At 66.6% G+C, this 15098-nt stretch carries 17 protein-coding genes and 3 pseudogenes; 9 read left to right on the top strand and 11 right to left on the bottom strand.

Features of this window, described 5'->3' with window-relative positions; all coding sequences use genetic code 11:
- Window positions 1-123: 123 nt before the first annotated feature.
- Complete coding sequence (locus F1643_RS12150) at window positions 124-576, bottom strand: nucleoside deaminase (RefSeq protein ID WP_194913436.1); 453 nt, start codon at window positions 574-576, stop codon at window positions 124-126.
- A 105-nt stretch (window positions 577-681) separates the two neighbouring features.
- On the opposite strand from F1643_RS12150, the gene F1643_RS24755 reads away from it, so the two are divergent.
- From F1643_RS24755 to F1643_RS24760, 4 genes and pseudogenes are all read left to right on the top strand, one after another.
- The gene (locus F1643_RS24755; protein ID WP_194913437.1) at window positions 682-2043 is read left to right on the top strand and encodes a pseudouridine synthase; all 1362 of its coding nucleotides are present in this window, start codon (window positions 682-684) and stop codon (window positions 2041-2043) included.
- Window positions 2024-2583: pseudogene (gene rsmD, locus F1643_RS12160) on the top strand (16S rRNA (guanine(966)-N(2))-methyltransferase RsmD). The gene F1643_RS24755 and the pseudogene rsmD overlap by 20 nt, the downstream one beginning before the upstream one ends.
- Before the next feature lie 694 nt (window positions 2584-3277).
- A complete protein-coding gene (gene oxlT / locus F1643_RS12165) occupies window positions 3278-4384 on the top strand; it encodes an oxalate/formate MFS antiporter (RefSeq protein ID WP_370540574.1) in 1107 nt (368 codons plus the stop codon).
- Window positions 4384-4587, top strand: a complete 204-nt coding sequence (locus tag F1643_RS24760) for a hypothetical protein (RefSeq protein WP_370540575.1) — start codon at window positions 4384-4386, stop codon at window positions 4585-4587. Before oxlT ends, F1643_RS24760 begins: the two co-directional genes overlap by 1 nt.
- A 123-nt stretch (window positions 4588-4710) precedes the next feature.
- On the opposite strand, the gene F1643_RS12170 is transcribed toward F1643_RS24760, so the two are convergent.
- The gene (locus tag F1643_RS12170) at window positions 4711-4932 is read right to left on the bottom strand and encodes a hypothetical protein (RefSeq protein WP_194913438.1); all 222 of its coding nucleotides are present in this window, start codon (window positions 4930-4932) and stop codon (window positions 4711-4713) included.
- 354 nt (window positions 4933-5286) lie between these two features.
- Between F1643_RS12170 and F1643_RS12175 the strand changes: the two genes are divergently transcribed.
- Window positions 5287-6984, top strand: a complete 1698-nt coding sequence (locus F1643_RS12175) for an alpha-amylase family protein (protein WP_194913439.1) — start codon at window positions 5287-5289, stop codon at window positions 6982-6984.
- Window positions 6985-7006: 22 nt separating this feature from the next.
- On the opposite strand, the gene F1643_RS12180 is transcribed toward F1643_RS12175, so the two are convergent.
- Window positions 7007-7414, bottom strand: coding sequence for a helix-turn-helix domain-containing protein (locus F1643_RS12180; protein WP_194913440.1), 408 nt, complete (start codon window positions 7412-7414; stop codon window positions 7007-7009).
- A 150-nt stretch (window positions 7415-7564) separates the two neighbouring features.
- Between F1643_RS12180 and F1643_RS12185 the strand changes: the two genes are divergently transcribed.
- Window positions 7565-8158 carry an NAD(P)-dependent oxidoreductase gene (locus tag F1643_RS12185; protein WP_370540576.1) on the top strand — a complete coding sequence of 198 codons (594 nt, stop codon included), beginning with the start codon at window positions 7565-7567 and terminating at the stop codon, window positions 8156-8158.
- Window positions 8159-8167: 9 nt separating this feature from the next.
- Here the strand turns inward: F1643_RS12185 and mazF are convergent, their stop codons facing one another.
- From mazF to F1643_RS12215, 7 genes and pseudogenes are all read right to left on the bottom strand, one after another.
- The gene (gene mazF, locus F1643_RS12190; protein WP_194913441.1) at window positions 8168-8503 is read right to left on the bottom strand and encodes an endoribonuclease MazF; all 336 of its coding nucleotides are present in this window, start codon (window positions 8501-8503) and stop codon (window positions 8168-8170) included.
- The gene (locus tag F1643_RS12195; protein WP_194913443.1) at window positions 8503-8742 is read right to left on the bottom strand and encodes an AbrB/MazE/SpoVT family DNA-binding domain-containing protein; all 240 of its coding nucleotides are present in this window, start codon (window positions 8740-8742) and stop codon (window positions 8503-8505) included. The genes mazF and F1643_RS12195 overlap by 1 nt, the downstream gene beginning before the upstream one ends.
- 218 nt (window positions 8743-8960) lie before the next feature.
- Window positions 8961-9776 carry a hypothetical protein gene (locus F1643_RS12200; RefSeq protein WP_194913444.1) on the bottom strand — a complete coding sequence of 272 codons (816 nt, stop codon included), beginning with the start codon at window positions 9774-9776 and terminating at the stop codon, window positions 8961-8963.
- 125 nt (window positions 9777-9901) lie between these two features.
- A pseudogene (gene mutL / locus F1643_RS12205) lies at window positions 9902-11820 on the bottom strand (DNA mismatch repair endonuclease MutL).
- A gap of 60 nt (window positions 11821-11880) precedes the next feature.
- Complete coding sequence (locus tag F1643_RS12210) at window positions 11881-12126, bottom strand: hypothetical protein (protein ID WP_255542690.1); 246 nt, start codon at window positions 12124-12126, stop codon at window positions 11881-11883.
- The gene (locus F1643_RS23040) at window positions 12077-12247 is read right to left on the bottom strand and encodes a hypothetical protein (RefSeq protein WP_255542691.1); all 171 of its coding nucleotides are present in this window, start codon (window positions 12245-12247) and stop codon (window positions 12077-12079) included. Before F1643_RS23040 ends, F1643_RS12210 begins: the two co-directional genes overlap by 50 nt.
- Before the next feature lie 210 nt (window positions 12248-12457).
- A pseudogene (locus F1643_RS12215) lies at window positions 12458-12900 on the bottom strand (YccF domain-containing protein).
- Window positions 12901-13170: 270 nt separating this feature from the next.
- On the opposite strand from F1643_RS12215, the gene F1643_RS23045 reads away from it, so the two are divergent.
- The 3 genes from F1643_RS23045 (at window position 13171) to F1643_RS23055 (ending at window position 14667) form a co-directional block, all read left to right on the top strand.
- Entirely contained in the window at window positions 13171-13323 is a 153-nt protein-coding gene (locus F1643_RS23045) for a hypothetical protein (protein WP_255542693.1), read from the top strand.
- A 53-nt stretch (window positions 13324-13376) separates the two neighbouring features.
- Window positions 13377-13718, top strand: a complete 342-nt coding sequence (locus F1643_RS23050) for a hypothetical protein (protein WP_255542694.1) — start codon at window positions 13377-13379, stop codon at window positions 13716-13718.
- Between the two features lie 538 nt (window positions 13719-14256).
- Window positions 14257-14667: an alpha/beta fold hydrolase gene (locus F1643_RS23055; protein ID WP_255542695.1), complete on the top strand. Its 411-nt coding sequence runs from the start codon at window positions 14257-14259 to the stop codon at window positions 14665-14667.
- 137 nt (window positions 14668-14804) lie between these two features.
- On the opposite strand, the gene F1643_RS23060 is transcribed toward F1643_RS23055, so the two are convergent.
- Window positions 14805-15098: response regulator transcription factor (locus tag F1643_RS23060; protein ID WP_255542696.1), on the bottom strand; the 294-nt coding region annotated here is incomplete at its 5' end.

Raw genomic sequence — 15098 nt, forward strand, 5'->3', positions numbered from 1 at the left:
GAAGAACTTCGCCCGGCTTTCTTGCGACGTGGATTTGGACGTGTGAAGTTGATTTGGAGCAATTCTATTGCCGGGTTTCGATAACAATAATGCGCGTCGCGCCCGTCGAATCCTGGTGACCGCTTACCGCCGCTGCCTGAAGAAGTCCCGCAGCAGCGCGCCCGCCCGCGTCTCGCCGATACCGCTGTAGACCTCCGGCACGTGGTGGCAGGTGGATTGGGTGAAAAACCGCGGGCCGTGATCCACGGCGCCGCCCTTCGGATCGTAGGCGCCGTAATAGACCCGCCGGATGCGGGCGAAGCTGATCGCGGCGGCGCACAGCGCGCAGGGCTCCAGCGTCACGTACAGGTCGCAGCCGGGCAGGCGGGGCTGGCCGCGCCGTGCGCAGGCTTCGCGGATCACCAGCAGTTCGGCATGGGCCGACGGGTCGCACAGCTCCTCCGTCCGGTTGCCGGCGGAGGCGAGGACGGCGCCCGTCGCGGGATCGACGACGACGGCGCCGACCGGCACCTCGCAGCGCGCGGCGGCGGCCTCGGCGGCGGCGAAGGCGAGGTCCATATAGCGGGGAAACGACATGGCCGGGCAGGGTGCCAACCGCCCGCCGGGCGCGTCAACCGAATTCCGGTGTCCGGGCGTGGGACTCGTGTTGCGGGCGGCGCGTCCAGGCCCTATGGTCCGGCCATGGACCGCTCCGATACTGCCAAGAAATCCGATTCCGCCACCAATGGCGGTGAACGCATCGCCAAGCGACTGGCGCGCGCCGGGCTCTGCTCGCGCCGCGACGCCGAACGCTGGATCACCGAGGGCCGCGTCGCGGTCAACAGCCGCGTGCTCGACAGCCCCGCCTGCGTCGTGCGCCCCGGCGACATCGTCCAGGTCGACGGCAAGGTCATTCCGGAGCCGGAACCCGCCCGCCTGTGGCGCTACCACAAGCCGTCGGGGCTGGTCACCACCGCCCGCGACGAGAAGGGTCGCGAAACCGTCTTCGACCGGCTGCCGGCCGACCTGCCGCGCGTGGTCTCCATCGGCCGTCTCGACCTGACGACCGAAGGCCTGCTTCTGCTGACCAACGACGGTGAGCTGGCGCGCTTCCTGGAGCTGCCGGCCACCGGCTGGACCCGCCGCTACCGCGTGCGCGTCTTCGGCGAGGTGGACGAGCGGCACCTGGCGGCGCTGGAGAAGGGACCGACCATCGAAGGCGTGAAGTACGGCCCGATCGAGGCCGTGCTGGACCGCGTCCAGGGCCGCAACGCCTGGCTGACGGTCAGCCTGAAGGAAGGCAAGAACCGCGAGATCCGCAAGGTGATGGAGTCGCTCGGGCTCCAGGTGAACCGGCTGATCCGCGTCGCCTATGGTCCCTTCCAGCTCGGCAAGCTGGAGGAGGGCGCCGTCGAGGAGGTGCCGAAGCGCGTCGTCCGCGAACAGATCGCCCCCTTCTTCGGCACCCCCGAAGGGGCGGAGCCCTCCGAGTCCGGCACCAAGCAGCGCGCCAAGGCCCGTGCCGAGGCGGCGGGGAAGGCCGCTCCGAAGACGGATGCCAAGGCTGCGCCGACGCGCGCGCCGCGCTCCGCCACCAAGCGGCACGAAGCCGAAGCCGCCCGCACCGAAGAGGCCAAGCCGGCCCGGCGCGGGACCTCGCCGCGCGGCACGCTGTCGCTGGGTGGGGCGGGGGCCAAATCCGGCCGTCCCGGCAAGCCCGAAGGCCGCGACGCCGCCAAGCCGGCCGGTGCGGGCGGTCCGCGGGGGCCGAAGCCCGGCGGGTTCAAGGCGGGTGCCGCGAAGTCGGAAGGCCCGCGTTCCGAGGGCGCCCGTTCCGAGGCAGCAAGGTCCCGGGATGCCAAGCCCAGGGATGCGAAGCTTAGGGACGACAAGCCGAGGGACACCAAGTTTGCCGGTCCGAAATCGGCTGGCTCCAGGTCCGCGGGTCCGAAGGGCGCCGGTCCGGCGCCGAAGGGTGGGCCGAAGTCCGGCGGCGCCGGCGACAGGTCGGGCGGCGGCGCCGGCGGACGGACGGAGCGCCCGCGTGCGGATCGTCGGCGGTAAGCACCGCGGCCGCAGTCTGGTGGCGCCGGGCGGGCGTGACACCCGCCCCACCACCGATCGCACCCGGCAAGCCATCTTCAACATTCTGGCCCATGCCGACTGGGCGCCCGAGTTCGAGGGCGCCGCGGTCGTAGATGCCTTTTGCGGAACCGGAGCGCTGGGGCTGGAGGCCTTGTCGCGCGGGCCGCCTGGTGCGGTTTCCTCGACATGGGCCGGCCGGCGCTGGACGCCGTGCGTGCCAATGTCGATGCCCTGCGCGAAACCGACAATGCGTGGATCCTGCGCGCCGACGCCACCAAGCCGCCGCCGGCCCCGCGGGCCTGCATGCTAGCCTTTCTCGATCCGCCCTATGGCCAGGATCTGGCGCCGCGTGCGCTGGACGGGCTGCTGAAGGCCGGCTGGCTCGCCGACGGTGCTCTCGCCGTGGTCGAGGTGGCCGGCCGCGATCCCCTGCCTCTGCCCGACGGCTTCACCGCCGTCGATGAACGCCGCTACGGCGACACCCGCGTCGCTTTCCTGACGGTCCGCCGCCCGGACTGACCCGCGCGAGTGCGCGGGTTTTCCTTCGGTCTCCGGCCGCCTGCATCACCGTTCCCAACCTGAGTTTCATTTTTCGCGCCCGCGGCCTATGGCCGGGCCAGGCGAACGCCGCGCGTTCCAAGGCGGTCCCCGGTGTTTTTCCATCATACGGAAAGCCCGAATGGACTGTTGAGTTCCAAAACAATCCGAGTAAAAGATTATGTGTCGCCGATGCGGTTCCTCTATGGAAACGGCGGCATCTATCTATCTCCTAAGACTGCACACCCTCGTTCGAGGGGGCCGTGCAGGTACCGGCACGGCTTCTTTTTACAGGATGTGCGTCGTACCGAGTGATCGGACACAAGAACCGATGTGGACCGGACATTCTGTGCGACACGAGGCGTAAGTTTTACTTGGTCAGTACGTGTGCATACGGCGTCGGACCGTCCGTCCGGGTCTTTCTGTCCCCGGTTTTGGTATACCAGATTACATATCTGGCATGCCAAAAACCGGGACAATCGAACTCCGAGCGATTGTCGGCATCCGCGCCGAGTTCCGGAATGGAACCGTCAGCAAGAGCGGTCCGTCGGGTCATTCCGCAATCGTGATTGGTGTGCCGGTCCCCGGGAGAGGGGCCGCCCCACCGGCTCAGGCAAGATCATTGGGAGGCACGATGGCTCATATGAATTCACAACCGGCGGCGGCTCAGGCGCCGGTGTCCGATACAGTCCGCTGGATGCAGATCATCGTCGGCATCGTCTGCATGGTGGCCGCGGCCAACATTCAGTACGCCTGGACGCTGTTCGTCCCGGAAATTCAGGCAACCCATGGCTGGACGCGCGCTTCGATCCAGACCGCCTTCACCATCTTCGTCGTCGTGCAGACCTGGCTGACGCCGATCGAGGGTTACTTCATCGACAAGTACGGCCCCCGCGTCATCGTCGGCGCCGGCGGCTTCTTCACCGGCCTGTCCTGGGTCATCGACAGCTATGCCGGCTCGCTCAGCATGCTGTATGTCGGCTCGGCCATCGGCGGCATCGGCGTCGGCTGCGTCTATGCGACCTGCGTCAACAACGCGCTGAAGTGGTTCCCGGAAAAGCGCGGTCTGGCGGTCGGCCTGACGGCTGGCGGCTACGGCGCCGGCTCGGCCCTCACCATCCTGCCGATTTCCGCGATGATCCACAGCAGCGGCTATCAGACCACCTTCTTCTGGTTCGGCCTGCTGCAGGGCGCCATCATCATCGCCGCCGCGTTCTTCCTGCGCATGCCCCAGAAGGAGCACGTCAAGGCCTCCACCAAGGTCGCCCAGACCCGTCGCGACTACACGCTGAGTGAAGCCCTCCGCACCCCGGTGTTCTGGGTGATGTGGGCGATGTTCATCGGCACCGTCACCGGCGGCCTGATGGCGGTGGCCCAGCTGGGCGTCATCGCCCACGATCTGGGCGTGAAGGAAGCGCCGGTCAGCGTGCTGGGCATCACCATGGCGGCTCTGCCCTTCGCCCTGATGCTGGACCGCGTGATGAACGGCATCTCCCGTCCGCTGTTCGGCTTCATCTCGGACCACATCGGCCGTGAGGCGACCATGTTCGTCGCCTTCACCCTGGAAGGCGTCGGCATCATCATGCTGAGCCGCTTCGGTCACGACCCCATGATGTTCCTGATCCTCAGCGGCATGGTCTTCCTGGCCTGGGGTGAAGTGTACAGCCTGTTCAGCGCCACTCGGCCGACACCTTCGGCACCAAGCATGCCGGCAAGATCTACGGCGTCCTGTACTGCGCCAAGGGTGTCGCCGCCCTGCTGGTCCCGCTGGGCAACCTGCTGATGGAAGCCACCGGCACCTGGGCGACCGTGCTGTACGTCACCGCCACCATGGACCTCACCGCTGCGGCCTGTGCGCTGCTGGTCCTCAAGCCGATGCTGGCCCGCCACCATGCCCGCAACGAGGAACTGGCACGCCGTGCGGAACAGGGCGATGCCACCCGCGGGGTCCCTGTCGGGGCGGCAACGGGTACCGCCAACGGCTGAAGGGCCGCCGACTGAAGGGCCAATGACCAGGAGCACAAGCGTAAGGGATCGGCCCGAGGGGTCGACTTAGAAGAAAAGACAGGCGACGGGCCGGGGACGCGACGAGCGGTCCCGGTCCGTCCGTCATTCAAGCCAGAAGGGACGATCCTCGCCCTTTTCGGTCCCGGGCTTCTTCTGCGGCGTCTGCTGGAACCGGTCGGAGGTGAACAGGATGGTGTCCTCCTCCGTCTCTTCCTTTTCCGGCTCGATCACGGTGAAGCCGCCCCGGCCGCTGGCAGCCATGTAGACGGCGTGGCCGATCATGCCGGTCAGCGCAAGGAACAGAAGGGCCTGGGTCTCGATCATGGCGGGGCATCCTTATCGTAAGCGAGGGGCCAAGGGAGGGCCAAGGGAGAGGGGTTCGACAGGGACAACAGCGCATGACGCCGAAAAGCATCGGTCGCGGACGATGGGGGCCAGCGGTCAAGCCAGGGCCATGCTGTAACGCAACATAAGCAAACTGGCATACCTTCGCAAAAAGTTTTGCATGCCAGATACCGGGGGCCTGACCTGCAACTTTGCTGCAGTGCTACCGCTCCAAATGATCAGTCTCTTCCGCAACATTGCCCCGCAACCAAAGCGCCCTTGCCGCTGTTGCCCGCCTGTCGATCCCGCATTGGGACGGCGATCGCCACCGGAAAGACGCGGGACGGAACGGCCATGATCGGGGACCTCTGGTACAAGAATGCGGTGATCTACAATCTGGCGCTGTCGACCTTCATGGACGCCAGCGGCGACGGCATCGGCGATTTCCAGGGGCTGCTGCGCCGGCTGGATTACCTGCACGGGCTGGGCGTGACCTGCATTTGGCTGGGGCCATTCCAGACATCGCCGATGAAGGACGACGGCTATGACGTCGCCGACTACTACAATGTCGATCCGCGATACGGCACGCTGGGCGACTTCGTGGAATTCACCCATGCCTGCGAACAGCGCGGCATCCGGGTGATCATCGATCTGGTGATCAACCACACCTCCGACCAGCATCCCTGGTTCAAGGCGGCCCGCAGCGATCCCGACAGCAAGTATCGCAACTGGTACGTCTGGTCGGACAGGAAGCCGGCGAATGCCGACACCGGCATGGTCTTTCCCGGCGTGCAGGAATCGACCTGGACCTACGACCGCGAGGCGAAGGCCTGGTACTTCCACCGCTTCTACAAATTCCAGCCCGACCTGAACACCTCCCACCCGGAGGTGCATGCCGAGCTGCTGAAGATCATGGGCTTCTGGATTCAGTTGGGCGTCGCCGGATTCCGCATGGACGCCGTTCCCTTCATCATCGCGGAGAAGGGAGCGGACGTGACCAAGCCGAAGGAGCAGTTCGGCATGCTGCGCAGCTTCCGCGAATATGTGCAATGGCGCCGCGGCGATGCCGTCCTGCTGGCGGAGGCCAACATCCTGCCGGAGGACGACCTGCATTATTTCGGCGACGACGGCGACCGCTGCCACATGATGTTCAATTTCCAGGTCAACCAGAACCTGTTCTATGCGCTGGCCACCGCCGACACGGCTCCGCTGGTGACGGCGTTGAAGGTGACGAAGCCGCGCCCGGCCACCGCCCAATGGGGCTGCTTCCTGCGCAACCACGACGAACTCGATCTCGGCCGCCTGACGGAGGAGCAGCGCCAGGCCGTCTTCGCCGCCTTCGGGCCGGAGAAATGCATGCAGCTCTACGACCGCGGCATCCGGCGGCGGCTGGCGCCGATGCTGCACGACGACCGGCGGCGGATCGAGCTGGCCTACAGCCTGATGTTCACCCTGCCGGGGACGCCTGTCATCCGCTATGGCGACGAGATCGGCATGGGCGACGACCTGTCGCTGCCGGAGCGCAACTGCGCCCGCACGCCGATGCAATGGTCGGACGAGCCGCATGGCGGCTTCACCAAGTCGGACGAGCCGGAAATCCCGGTGATCAGCGGCGGGGTCTTCGGCTATGAGCGGATCAACGCCGCGGTGCAGCGCCGCGACCCCGAATCGCTGCTGAACTGGACCGAGCGCATCATCCGCATGCGCAAGGAATGCCCGGAGATCGGCTGGGGCGACTTCCAAATCCTGAAGACCGGCCGGCCGGAGGTGCTGGCTCTGCGCTATGACTGGCGCAACAACGGAGTTGTCGTCCTGCACAATCTGGCGGACATGCCCTGCGAGATCGTGCTGGACGTGGAGGGGCACGGCGAAACCTGCCGGCTGGTCAACCTGCTGTCGGAGGACCACAGCGAACCGGACGCCGAGGGGCGCCATCATCTGGTGCTGGAGGCCTACGGCTATCGCTGGTTCCGCGTCGGCGGTCTGGATTACCTGCTGCGCCGGACGGAGGCGGAGGAAAGCCGAGAAGTGACAGGCGCCCGAGCCGGGTGACAGGAGTTCAGGCGACCGCATTTCAGGCGACATCGAGCCGGGCCGGGGCGTCGCTCTCGTCCCCGTCATAGGCGGCGCGCGACTCCAGCACCTGGGCGATGTGGGTCTCCGCCCACACCCGCAGCGGCACCAGCGTTTCGGCCAGCGTGGCGCCCAGCGGGGTGATGGCGTATTCGACGGTGACCGGCACGGTGGCGAACACCTTGCGGCTGACCAGCCCGTCGCGCTCCAGGCTTTTCAGGGTCTGCGACAGCATCTTCTGCGAGATGCCCTCGATCTCGCGGCGTAGCCGGTTGAAGCGCATCGGGCCGCCTTCCAGCAACCCCAGGATCAGCACCGTCCATTTGTCGGCGATGCGGTCGAGCGCCTGCCGTGTCGGACAGCCGGAGGCATAGGCGTTGCCATCCTGATCGGTTGCGCATTGGTGCATGGGACATCCCCGGCAGAAGGCCGACCGCGGTTACGCGCAGGTGACCATGTAACGAAAAGGTGCCTTCTTTACACCAGATTTCCAAACCGGCATCAAGTCACCATCGGAAACCTAGTCAGAGGACACCTGCCATGAACGTCGCCATCATCGGTGCCGCCGGCCGCGCCGGCGGCCGCATCCAGGCCGAACTGCTCCGCCGCGGCCACAGCGTCACCGCCATCGTCCCGCGATCCCGCCAAGGTCGCCGCCGCCCCCGGCCTGACCGTGAAGACCGGCGACGCCAACGACGCCGGGACGCTGGCCTCGCTGCTGGCCGGCCATGATGCGGTGGTCAGCGCCGTGATGTTCCTGATGGGCGATGCCGACAGCCTGATCGGCGCAGTGAAGGCGTCGGGCGTGGCGCGCTATCTGGTGGTCGGCGGCGCCGGCAGCCTGGAGGTGGCGCCGGGCGTGCGCGTGCTCGACCTGCCGGAATTCCCCGAGGCCTACCGCGCCGAAGCGACCAAGGGCGCCGAGTTCCTCGACCGCCTGAAGGCCGAACCCGAGCTGAACTGGACCTTCCTGTCGCCGTCGGCAGAGTTCGTTCTGGGCGAGCGCACGGGCATTTTCCGGCTGGGCGACGACACGCTACTGGCGGATGCGAACGGCCGCAGCTGGATCAGCTACGAGGATTTCGCCGTGGCGCTGGTCGACGAGATCGAGACGCCGAAGCACGAGCGCAAGCGCTTTACGGTGGGGTACTGAGGGCAGGCGTCAGAGGCGGAGCGACAGCAGGGGCGCCAATTTGGCAAGCACCTGCTGGAGCACCGCCTCGGGCACCGAGCCGACCGGGTCGAGTTGGCGGACGCGGCGGTCGAGGCTTTTCACCTGATCCGCCAGCACGACTCCGCCGACCGCGAGCCCCGGCGGCAACGCGACTTCGAACGGATAGCCCTTCACCTTGCTGGTGATCGGGCAGACCACGACGAAGGGAGTGCGATTGTGATAGGCGTGGGGCGACAGCACCAATCCGGGGCGCCGTCCCGCTTGCTCATGTCCTGCCTGCGGCGTGAAGTCGATCCACACCAGATCGCCGCGATCCGGCAACATCACAGCAATTCCTGCCCACGCGGTTCATCGTCGAAGGACTCGTCCGGCAGATTGTCCGCCGTGATGCCGGCGAGCAGATCGTCCAGGGCGTAGCGCGGCATGGCCGGACGAATGACGATGCGTCCTTCCTCGACCTCTATTTCCACCGGCGTGCCTTCGGCGAAACCGGTCTGATCGGCAATCGGTCGCGGCAGGCGAAGGGCAAGGCTGTTGCCCCAACGGGCGACTTCGGTGCGCATGGTGGACTCCCGTCGTAGATACGGGGACTATACGGGCTATTAGGAACGGTGTCGATGGGGTGGGGCTTGCATAGTTACATGTTTTTGTGAACAGCTCCGGTAAGCACAAGGCTGTTCATGTGAAAATTGCTTTATTATTCTTATGATCCAAAGAAAAAATCATCTATTCTGCGGACCTGCGATTAGTTATTGGGGAAAGCTGAGAAATCCATAAATAATTATAATAGCCCTGTGCCGTTAATTCGCTTTGCGATAGCGCTTATGAAAACATTGCGAGGTTGCTCAATATTTTCCCCATGCGATATCATCATTGCAGCGATGTCATCGACTAGATCAGTTCCGCTCGTTTTGGGGAATTGAAGCCGCATACCATTCGCACGGATATCGCCTTCGGCAATACGCTGAATAGACTTCACGTCTAGCGGTTCAATCTCACGACGCAGGATACGCAGCTTTTCAGCTGCCGGAAAATCAACCACATCCGTGTATCCCGTCGGCAACCCTAGCGCGGCCTCCACGTCGCGCCAGTCGTAGCCCAGCGCCACCATACCTTCTTCAGTAAACGCGCGACTAGGACAGGAATGGAAAGGGAAGTCCTGAACGCATTCAGCAAGCAGGGTTCCCAGCTTTGTCAGATGAGCCGCGCAACATGCGATAACATCACGGCCTTTCAGTTCAGTGGGTACTGCATGCGGCCGACCAACGAACCGATAGGTCCAACGACCGTCAGGAAGGGAGCCGCCCACAAAAGATATCGGACCTTGCTTCTGGGAAATATTCCGCAACTCTAAGAAAAAGCGCATTGCGGGATCGGCCTTCATATGTGCCTGTTGTTCTGCGTACCAAAAGGTGAAGCCAGGTACGTCTGAGAAGGATTTCTGAAGAACGAAGCTCACGCTACGACTGGCGGATAAGAAGGCGTTTATTTCGAACTGAAATACCAAACCATTCGAATTGATCATGCGCGCGAGAAAGTGCTCCGCCTCAAGTAATTTTTCGACAGGGTGACGAAGAGTGGTGAAAGTGTGCGGCATGTATTTAACCATATCAGCTAAGCGTTGAGAGAAACGAATTTCATTTTCAGGAATGGGGCATCCATTTACGCCACTCCTTCAAACTGCTCTCGGCGAAGATCTTTAATGCAGACACCCTCATTTCCTTACCTCCGCCCGAACAGCCTCTCGATATCCGCCAGCTTCAGTTCCACATAAGTCGGCCGCCCGTGGTTGCACTGGCCGCTATGCGGAGTCGCCTCCATCTGGCGCAGCAGCGCGTTCATCTCGTCCACGCTCAGCGTGCGGCCGGCGCGGACGGACCCGTGGCAGGCCATGGTCGCGCAGACCTCCTCAAGGCGTTCCTTCAGCGACAGGGCGTCGCCTAGTTCGGACAGTTCCTCGGCGAGGTCGCGGATCAGGTTCTTCACGTCGGACTGGCCGAGCAGGGCCGGAACCTCGCGCACCATCACGCAGCCATGGCCGAAGCCCTCGATCACCAGACCCAGTTCGGCCAGCTCGGCGCTGCGGGCCAGCAGGCGGTTGGCGGAGGGCTCGTCCAGCTCGATCAACTCGGGGATCAGCAGGGCTTGGCGCTTCACCCCGCCTTCCAGCAGGGCGGTCTTCATCCGCTCATAGACCAGCCGTTCATGGGCGGCGTGCTGGTCGACGATGACGATGCCCTCGCGGGTCTGCGCCACGATGTAGGTGGTGTGGACCTGCGCCCGCGCCGCGCCGAGCGGGTGGCTGTCGGGCGGCGGCTCGGGTCTCTGCGCGGACGGGTCGGGGGGCGCGGTATTCCGGCGGGCGGGCCGAGGGGGCGAAGCCGTTGCCGAAGCCGCTGAGACGGCCCTGCAGCGGGCGGCAATCCCGCCTGGGCCGGCGCCTGGAAGGCGGCGGAGCGCTCCGCCAGACCGCGCGGCACTGCGGCCGGCGTGTAGGAACCACCCCAGCCCGCGCCCGATCCGCCGCCGGAGCGGCCGTAGGGCAGGGGGGAGGGGGTGAAGCCGCTGTCGGTATCGCCGGACTGCTCGGGCCGCAGGGCGCCCAGCGTGGCGAGGCCGATGGTGGTGGAGGCGCGGTGGCCGGCCTCGGCCAGCGCGTGCTTCAGCGATCCGACAATCAGGCCGCGCACCAGACCCTGGTCGCGGAACCGCACCTCGGCCTTGGCCGGGTGGACGTTCACGGTCGACCTCCTGCGGGTCGATGTCGAGGAACAGCGCCAGCATCGGGTGGCGGTCGCGCGGCAGGAAATCGGCATAGGCGGCGCGCACGGCGCCAACCATCAGCTTGTCGCGCACCGGGCGGCCGTTGACGAACAGGTGCTGGTGCTTGGCGGTCGGGCGGTGCAGGGTGGGCAGGCCGATCCAGCCGGCCAGCGTCACACCCTCGCGCGCCCGCCGTCACCGGGACGGCGTTCTCCTGGAAATCGCGGCCCATCAGCGCGCCAAGCCGGGTCAGCCGGGCGTCCAGCAGGTCGCCCTGCGCCGCGCTCAGCCGCAGGCCGCCGCGCCCGCCGTCGGACAGCGTGAAGGCGACGCCGGGATGGGCCATCGCCAGACGTTCCAGGCAATCGGCGATGTGGTCGTATTCGGTGCGCGACGCCTTCAGGAACTTCAGCCGGGCCGGCACGGCGGCGAACAGGTCGCGCACCTCGATCCGCGTGCCCTGGGCCAGCGCCGCCGGCTGCGGCGTCCCCTTGGCGCCGGCATCGACCGTCAGGCTCCAGGCGCTGTCGGCGTCGCGGGCGCGGCTGGTGATGGTCAGGCAGCTGACGGCGCCGATGGACGGCAGCGCCTCCCCTCGGAAACCGAGGGAGCGGATGTCGAGCAGGTCGTCGCCCGGCAGCTTGGAGGTGGCATGGCGTTCGACCGCCAGGACCAGCTCGTCCGCGGTCATGCCGCAGCCGTCGTCGGTGACGGCGATCAGCGACTTGCCGCCGTCCGCGCGCGACCACGTCGATGCGGGTGGCGCCGGCATCGATGGCGTTCTCCACCAGCTCCTTCACGGCGGCGGCGGGACGTTCGACCACCTCGCCGGCGGCGATGCGGTTGACGAGCGTTTCAGGGAGAAGACGGATCGGCATGCCCATAGATATAGTGGCAGCCGGCGCCCGGCACCACCATCTTCGGGCGGGATTGCGCGCTTACAGGCCCTTCAGGGCCTTCATGTACTCGATCAGCTTGCGTTCGTAGAAGGGCTGGGGCGACTGGTAGCGGGCGACGAGGCCGGCCTCCTCCGTCATCTTCACCACCATGCCGATGCAGGAGACGTCCACCGGATCGCCGCCAAGGTCGAACTGCAGGCGGAAATCGAACTTCTGCTTGGCGATCAGGTCGCCGTCATAGGGGGCGGATGCGGAAGGAGCCGAGGACGAATTCCTCCGGCACATAGTCGTGGTGATCGATGACGATCGTCGGCGGGGCGGAGGGACGCTCCCTCTGCGGCCCGGCGCTGGGTTTCGCGTCGCCGGACGCCTTGTTGCCCCCGGAAAAGATCGACAGCCAAGACATGAAGAGCGATGTCCCCTCGTTCCGGAAGCCTGAAACCATGCCGACATATTCCGACAGTTTCGGGGGCATACCTTTAGTAATGGTTAATGACCAGGCATCGGTTACGGGGGCGTAACTTTGTCGCCGCCAAGACGACCGCACTGCAATGGAATGCGGGAACGCCAGGGGGCGTCCTGCGGCGACGGCCGCCCCCTGGCGATCGACGAACCGTCAGATCCGGCCCGGCATGCGGCGGCGGTCGGCATCGTCGGCCGGCACGATTTCGGTCCCGACCGGCCAGAGCGCCAGCAGGGCCAGCTTCAGATGCGCCCAGGCGAAGGGCAGGCCGATGATGGTGATGGCGAGCCCCACCGCGGCGATCAGATGGCCGGCGGCCAGCCACCAGCCGGCCAGCACGAACCACACCACGTTGCCGATGAAGCCCAGGGCGCCGGTGCCCATGTCCTCGCGCCCGCGGAACTCATCCCGGCGTACGGCGGTTTGTCCAAAGGGAAGCAAGGTGTAATAGGCGATGGTCAGGGCGGACCGGGGCCCAGGGCAGGCCGATGATGGACAGGGCCATCAGGACCGCAGCCAGGAGCCAGCCGAGCGCCATCCAGATGCCGCCCGTGATCAACCACAGCGCATTGAGGAGAAGACTGGAGCAGAGGCATGACACGAACCCTCCCTTTCGCCGCAGATGTGGGGACGGTCCCGGCCGTGGACCAGAGGGGCGGCTTTCGATTGCGGGACCAGCCGCAACGATGGGGCACCCCGTCCGGCGGCGCGAAAGAGGGGGAGGTTCATCCAATCCATGCCTTGAACCGGATCCGCAGGGTCCACAGATCCGGTAGAGGCATCATGACGACGCGTCCGGACGGGTCCTCCGCCGACAGCACCGCCGGCGGGCCGCCCGTTTCCGGACCATACGGATCGGAGGCCGCATGAACGAGGCTTTGAATACCGACCCCGGCGCCGATGCGCCGAACATGCCGCGCGAGGGCGAATCGCTGTCGCCGGTGGTCGCCGCCATCCTCGCACCGCCGTCGCGGCGGCAACCAAGCGCGGCAGCGGCGGCGACGTCGTCCGCGGGCTGATCGCCGGCCTGCGCGTCCTGCGCGCCACCGTCGAGGAAGAGGCCGGCTACACCATGGCCGCCGCGGTCGACAATGCCATCCGCACCCGCCTGCTGGCCGACAACCTGTCGCGCCTGCGCGTCAGCGGGGAAAAGCCGACGGCCATCCCGCTGCCCGATCCCGGGCCGGGCACCAGCGCCGCCGCCGCCATCTTCGAAAGCGCGGCCGAGTCCTGCCTGACCGTCAACGCCCACGCCGAGGACAACGGGCCGCTGGAGCATGCCGTCTTCGCCTTCACCGCGCAGTTGCTGCAACAGCTGGGCGGGGCGCCGGAATGGCGGAGCCTGGCGGGCGAACTGCGCCGCCCGATGGCGGTGGCGCCGGACGGCGAGGAGATGGAGGTGACGCTGCATTGAGCAGCGTTCGACGGCGCCGGCCAATAAAGCAGCACCGGCAAGTAATGGAATTTGGTTTGTTTTTGAGCCGTTTCGGCGGCGGCTGAAACCTTTTGCGGGCAAGGCGGCTCTTGGGGCCGCGTTAAGGGTTTTGCCCGATTTATCGTACGGGACGACTTGGGTTCGGCTTCGCTAGGGTTGGCTTCGGCGGTGGGAACGTCCCATCGCGGAACGCCAGCACCGGGGAACCCGAACGTGTTCTTTCACACCCAGCCCTCCACCGTCCGCACCGGACGGGCAGAGTCCGTCCGCTTCGCGGTGAACGGCCCGACGTCGGACCGGATGGATGCCGGCATCGGTGTTGGCACGGCCGGCGACCGCACGGCGGACCGGGCGGGCGATCCGTTGGGCCGGCGGGTGATCTTCCTTCATCCCGGCAAGGGTGCCTGGTGGCGCCTGCTCGACCATGTCCCGTCGGGCCAGGAATGGCTGACCTTGCCCGCCTCCGCCGCGGCGCGGCTGTCGTCGATGCTGGTGGAGCGGGGCGGCCGGCGGGCCGGTGCTGGTGGCGAGCGCGGTGACGGCGCCGCTCGCCATCGTGGCGGCGCTGGATTTTCCGGATCAGGTCGGCGGCGTGATGATCGTCGACGATGTCGGGGCCGATTCGCCGTTGCGGCGGCGCTGGAACGCCCTGTCCGCCTGCTTCGGCCGGCCGCGGCCCGTGGACCTGACCGACCGCCTCGGGGAGTTGGAGGCGGAACTGCCGGCGGTGCGGGTGCCGGTGACCCTGATGCAGGGAAGCGAACCGGCGGAGCTGTTCGCCCGGCTGGAAAGCCGGCTGACCGGCTGCCGGACGCTGACCGTCGTCGCAGTGCCCGATGCCGCCGCCGTCCGCCCGCGCACCCATGCCGCCGAACTGCGCGGCGCTTTGCTGGCCCTGGTCTCCGCGGTGGAGCGGGCGCAGCGGTAGGGACCGCGCCCAATGATGCATGTTTGTCGGCCGTCATTCCCGCGAAGGCGGGAAGCCAGCCGACTCAGCAACCGAACTGCGGAGTTTCCCGGATCCACGCCTTCGTGGGGAGGACCGTGGAAGTAACGCTTGAGGGTTTAAAGGCTTTGCGCCGTCAGTGCGGCCTGCGTGCGGTTGCGCACGCCCAGATGCCGCAGGATGGCGGTGACGTGGACCTTCACCGTGCCTTCCGTCAGCCCCAGCTCATGGGCGATCTGCTTGTTGGACTTGCCGTCGCGCAGACGGGCCAGAACGTCGCGCTGGCGCGGTGTCAGCTGGTCGCCGTTGCCGTTGCCCAGCGCCGCGGACTCGTCCGTCTGGTCGCCGGCGGAGCCGCCGCCGTAGCCGCCCTGCATCTGGTCGACGCGGTCGCCGCCACGGATCGCCTGTTC

Source organism: Azospirillum sp. INR13 (assembly GCF_015390205.1).
Taxonomy (GTDB): Bacteria; Pseudomonadota; Alphaproteobacteria; order Azospirillales; family Azospirillaceae; genus Azospirillum.

Bases quoted from the DNA above. Each gene is read 5' to 3' on its own strand.
- F1643_RS12150 (WP_194913436.1), bottom strand. From the start codon at position 576: ATGTCGTTTCCCCGCTATATGGACCTCGCCTTCGCCGCCGCCGAGGCC.
- F1643_RS24755 (WP_194913437.1), top strand. From the start codon at position 682: ATGGACCGCTCCGATACTGCCAAGAAATCCGATTCCGCCACCAATGGC.
- F1643_RS24760 (WP_370540575.1), top strand. From the start codon at position 4,384: ATGGAAGCCACCGGCACCTGGGCGACCGTGCTGTACGTCACCGCCACC.
- F1643_RS12170 (WP_194913438.1), bottom strand. From the start codon at position 4,932: ATGATCGAGACCCAGGCCCTTCTGTTCCTTGCGCTGACCGGCATGATC.
- F1643_RS12175 (WP_194913439.1), top strand. From the start codon at position 5,287: ATGATCGGGGACCTCTGGTACAAGAATGCGGTGATCTACAATCTGGCG.
- F1643_RS12180 (WP_194913440.1), bottom strand. From the start codon at position 7,414: ATGCACCAATGCGCAACCGATCAGGATGGCAACGCCTATGCCTCCGGC.
- mazF (WP_194913441.1), bottom strand. From the start codon at position 8,503: ATGTTGCCGGATCGCGGCGATCTGGTGTGGATCGACTTCACGCCGCAG.
- F1643_RS12195 (WP_194913443.1), bottom strand. From the start codon at position 8,742: ATGCGCACCGAAGTCGCCCGTTGGGGCAACAGCCTTGCCCTTCGCCTG.
- F1643_RS12200 (WP_194913444.1), bottom strand. From the start codon at position 9,776: ATGCCGCACACTTTCACCACTCTTCGTCACCCTGTCGAAAAATTACTT.
- F1643_RS12210 (WP_255542690.1), bottom strand. From the start codon at position 12,126: ATGTGCCGGAGGAATTCGTCCTCGGCTCCTTCCGCATCCGCCCCCTAT.
- F1643_RS23040 (WP_255542691.1), bottom strand. From the start codon at position 12,247: ATGTCTTGGCTGTCGATCTTTTCCGGGGGCAACAAGGCGTCCGGCGAC.
- F1643_RS23045 (WP_255542693.1), top strand. From the start codon at position 13,171: ATGAACGAGGCTTTGAATACCGACCCCGGCGCCGATGCGCCGAACATG.
- F1643_RS23050 (WP_255542694.1), top strand. From the start codon at position 13,377: ATGGCCGCCGCGGTCGACAATGCCATCCGCACCCGCCTGCTGGCCGAC.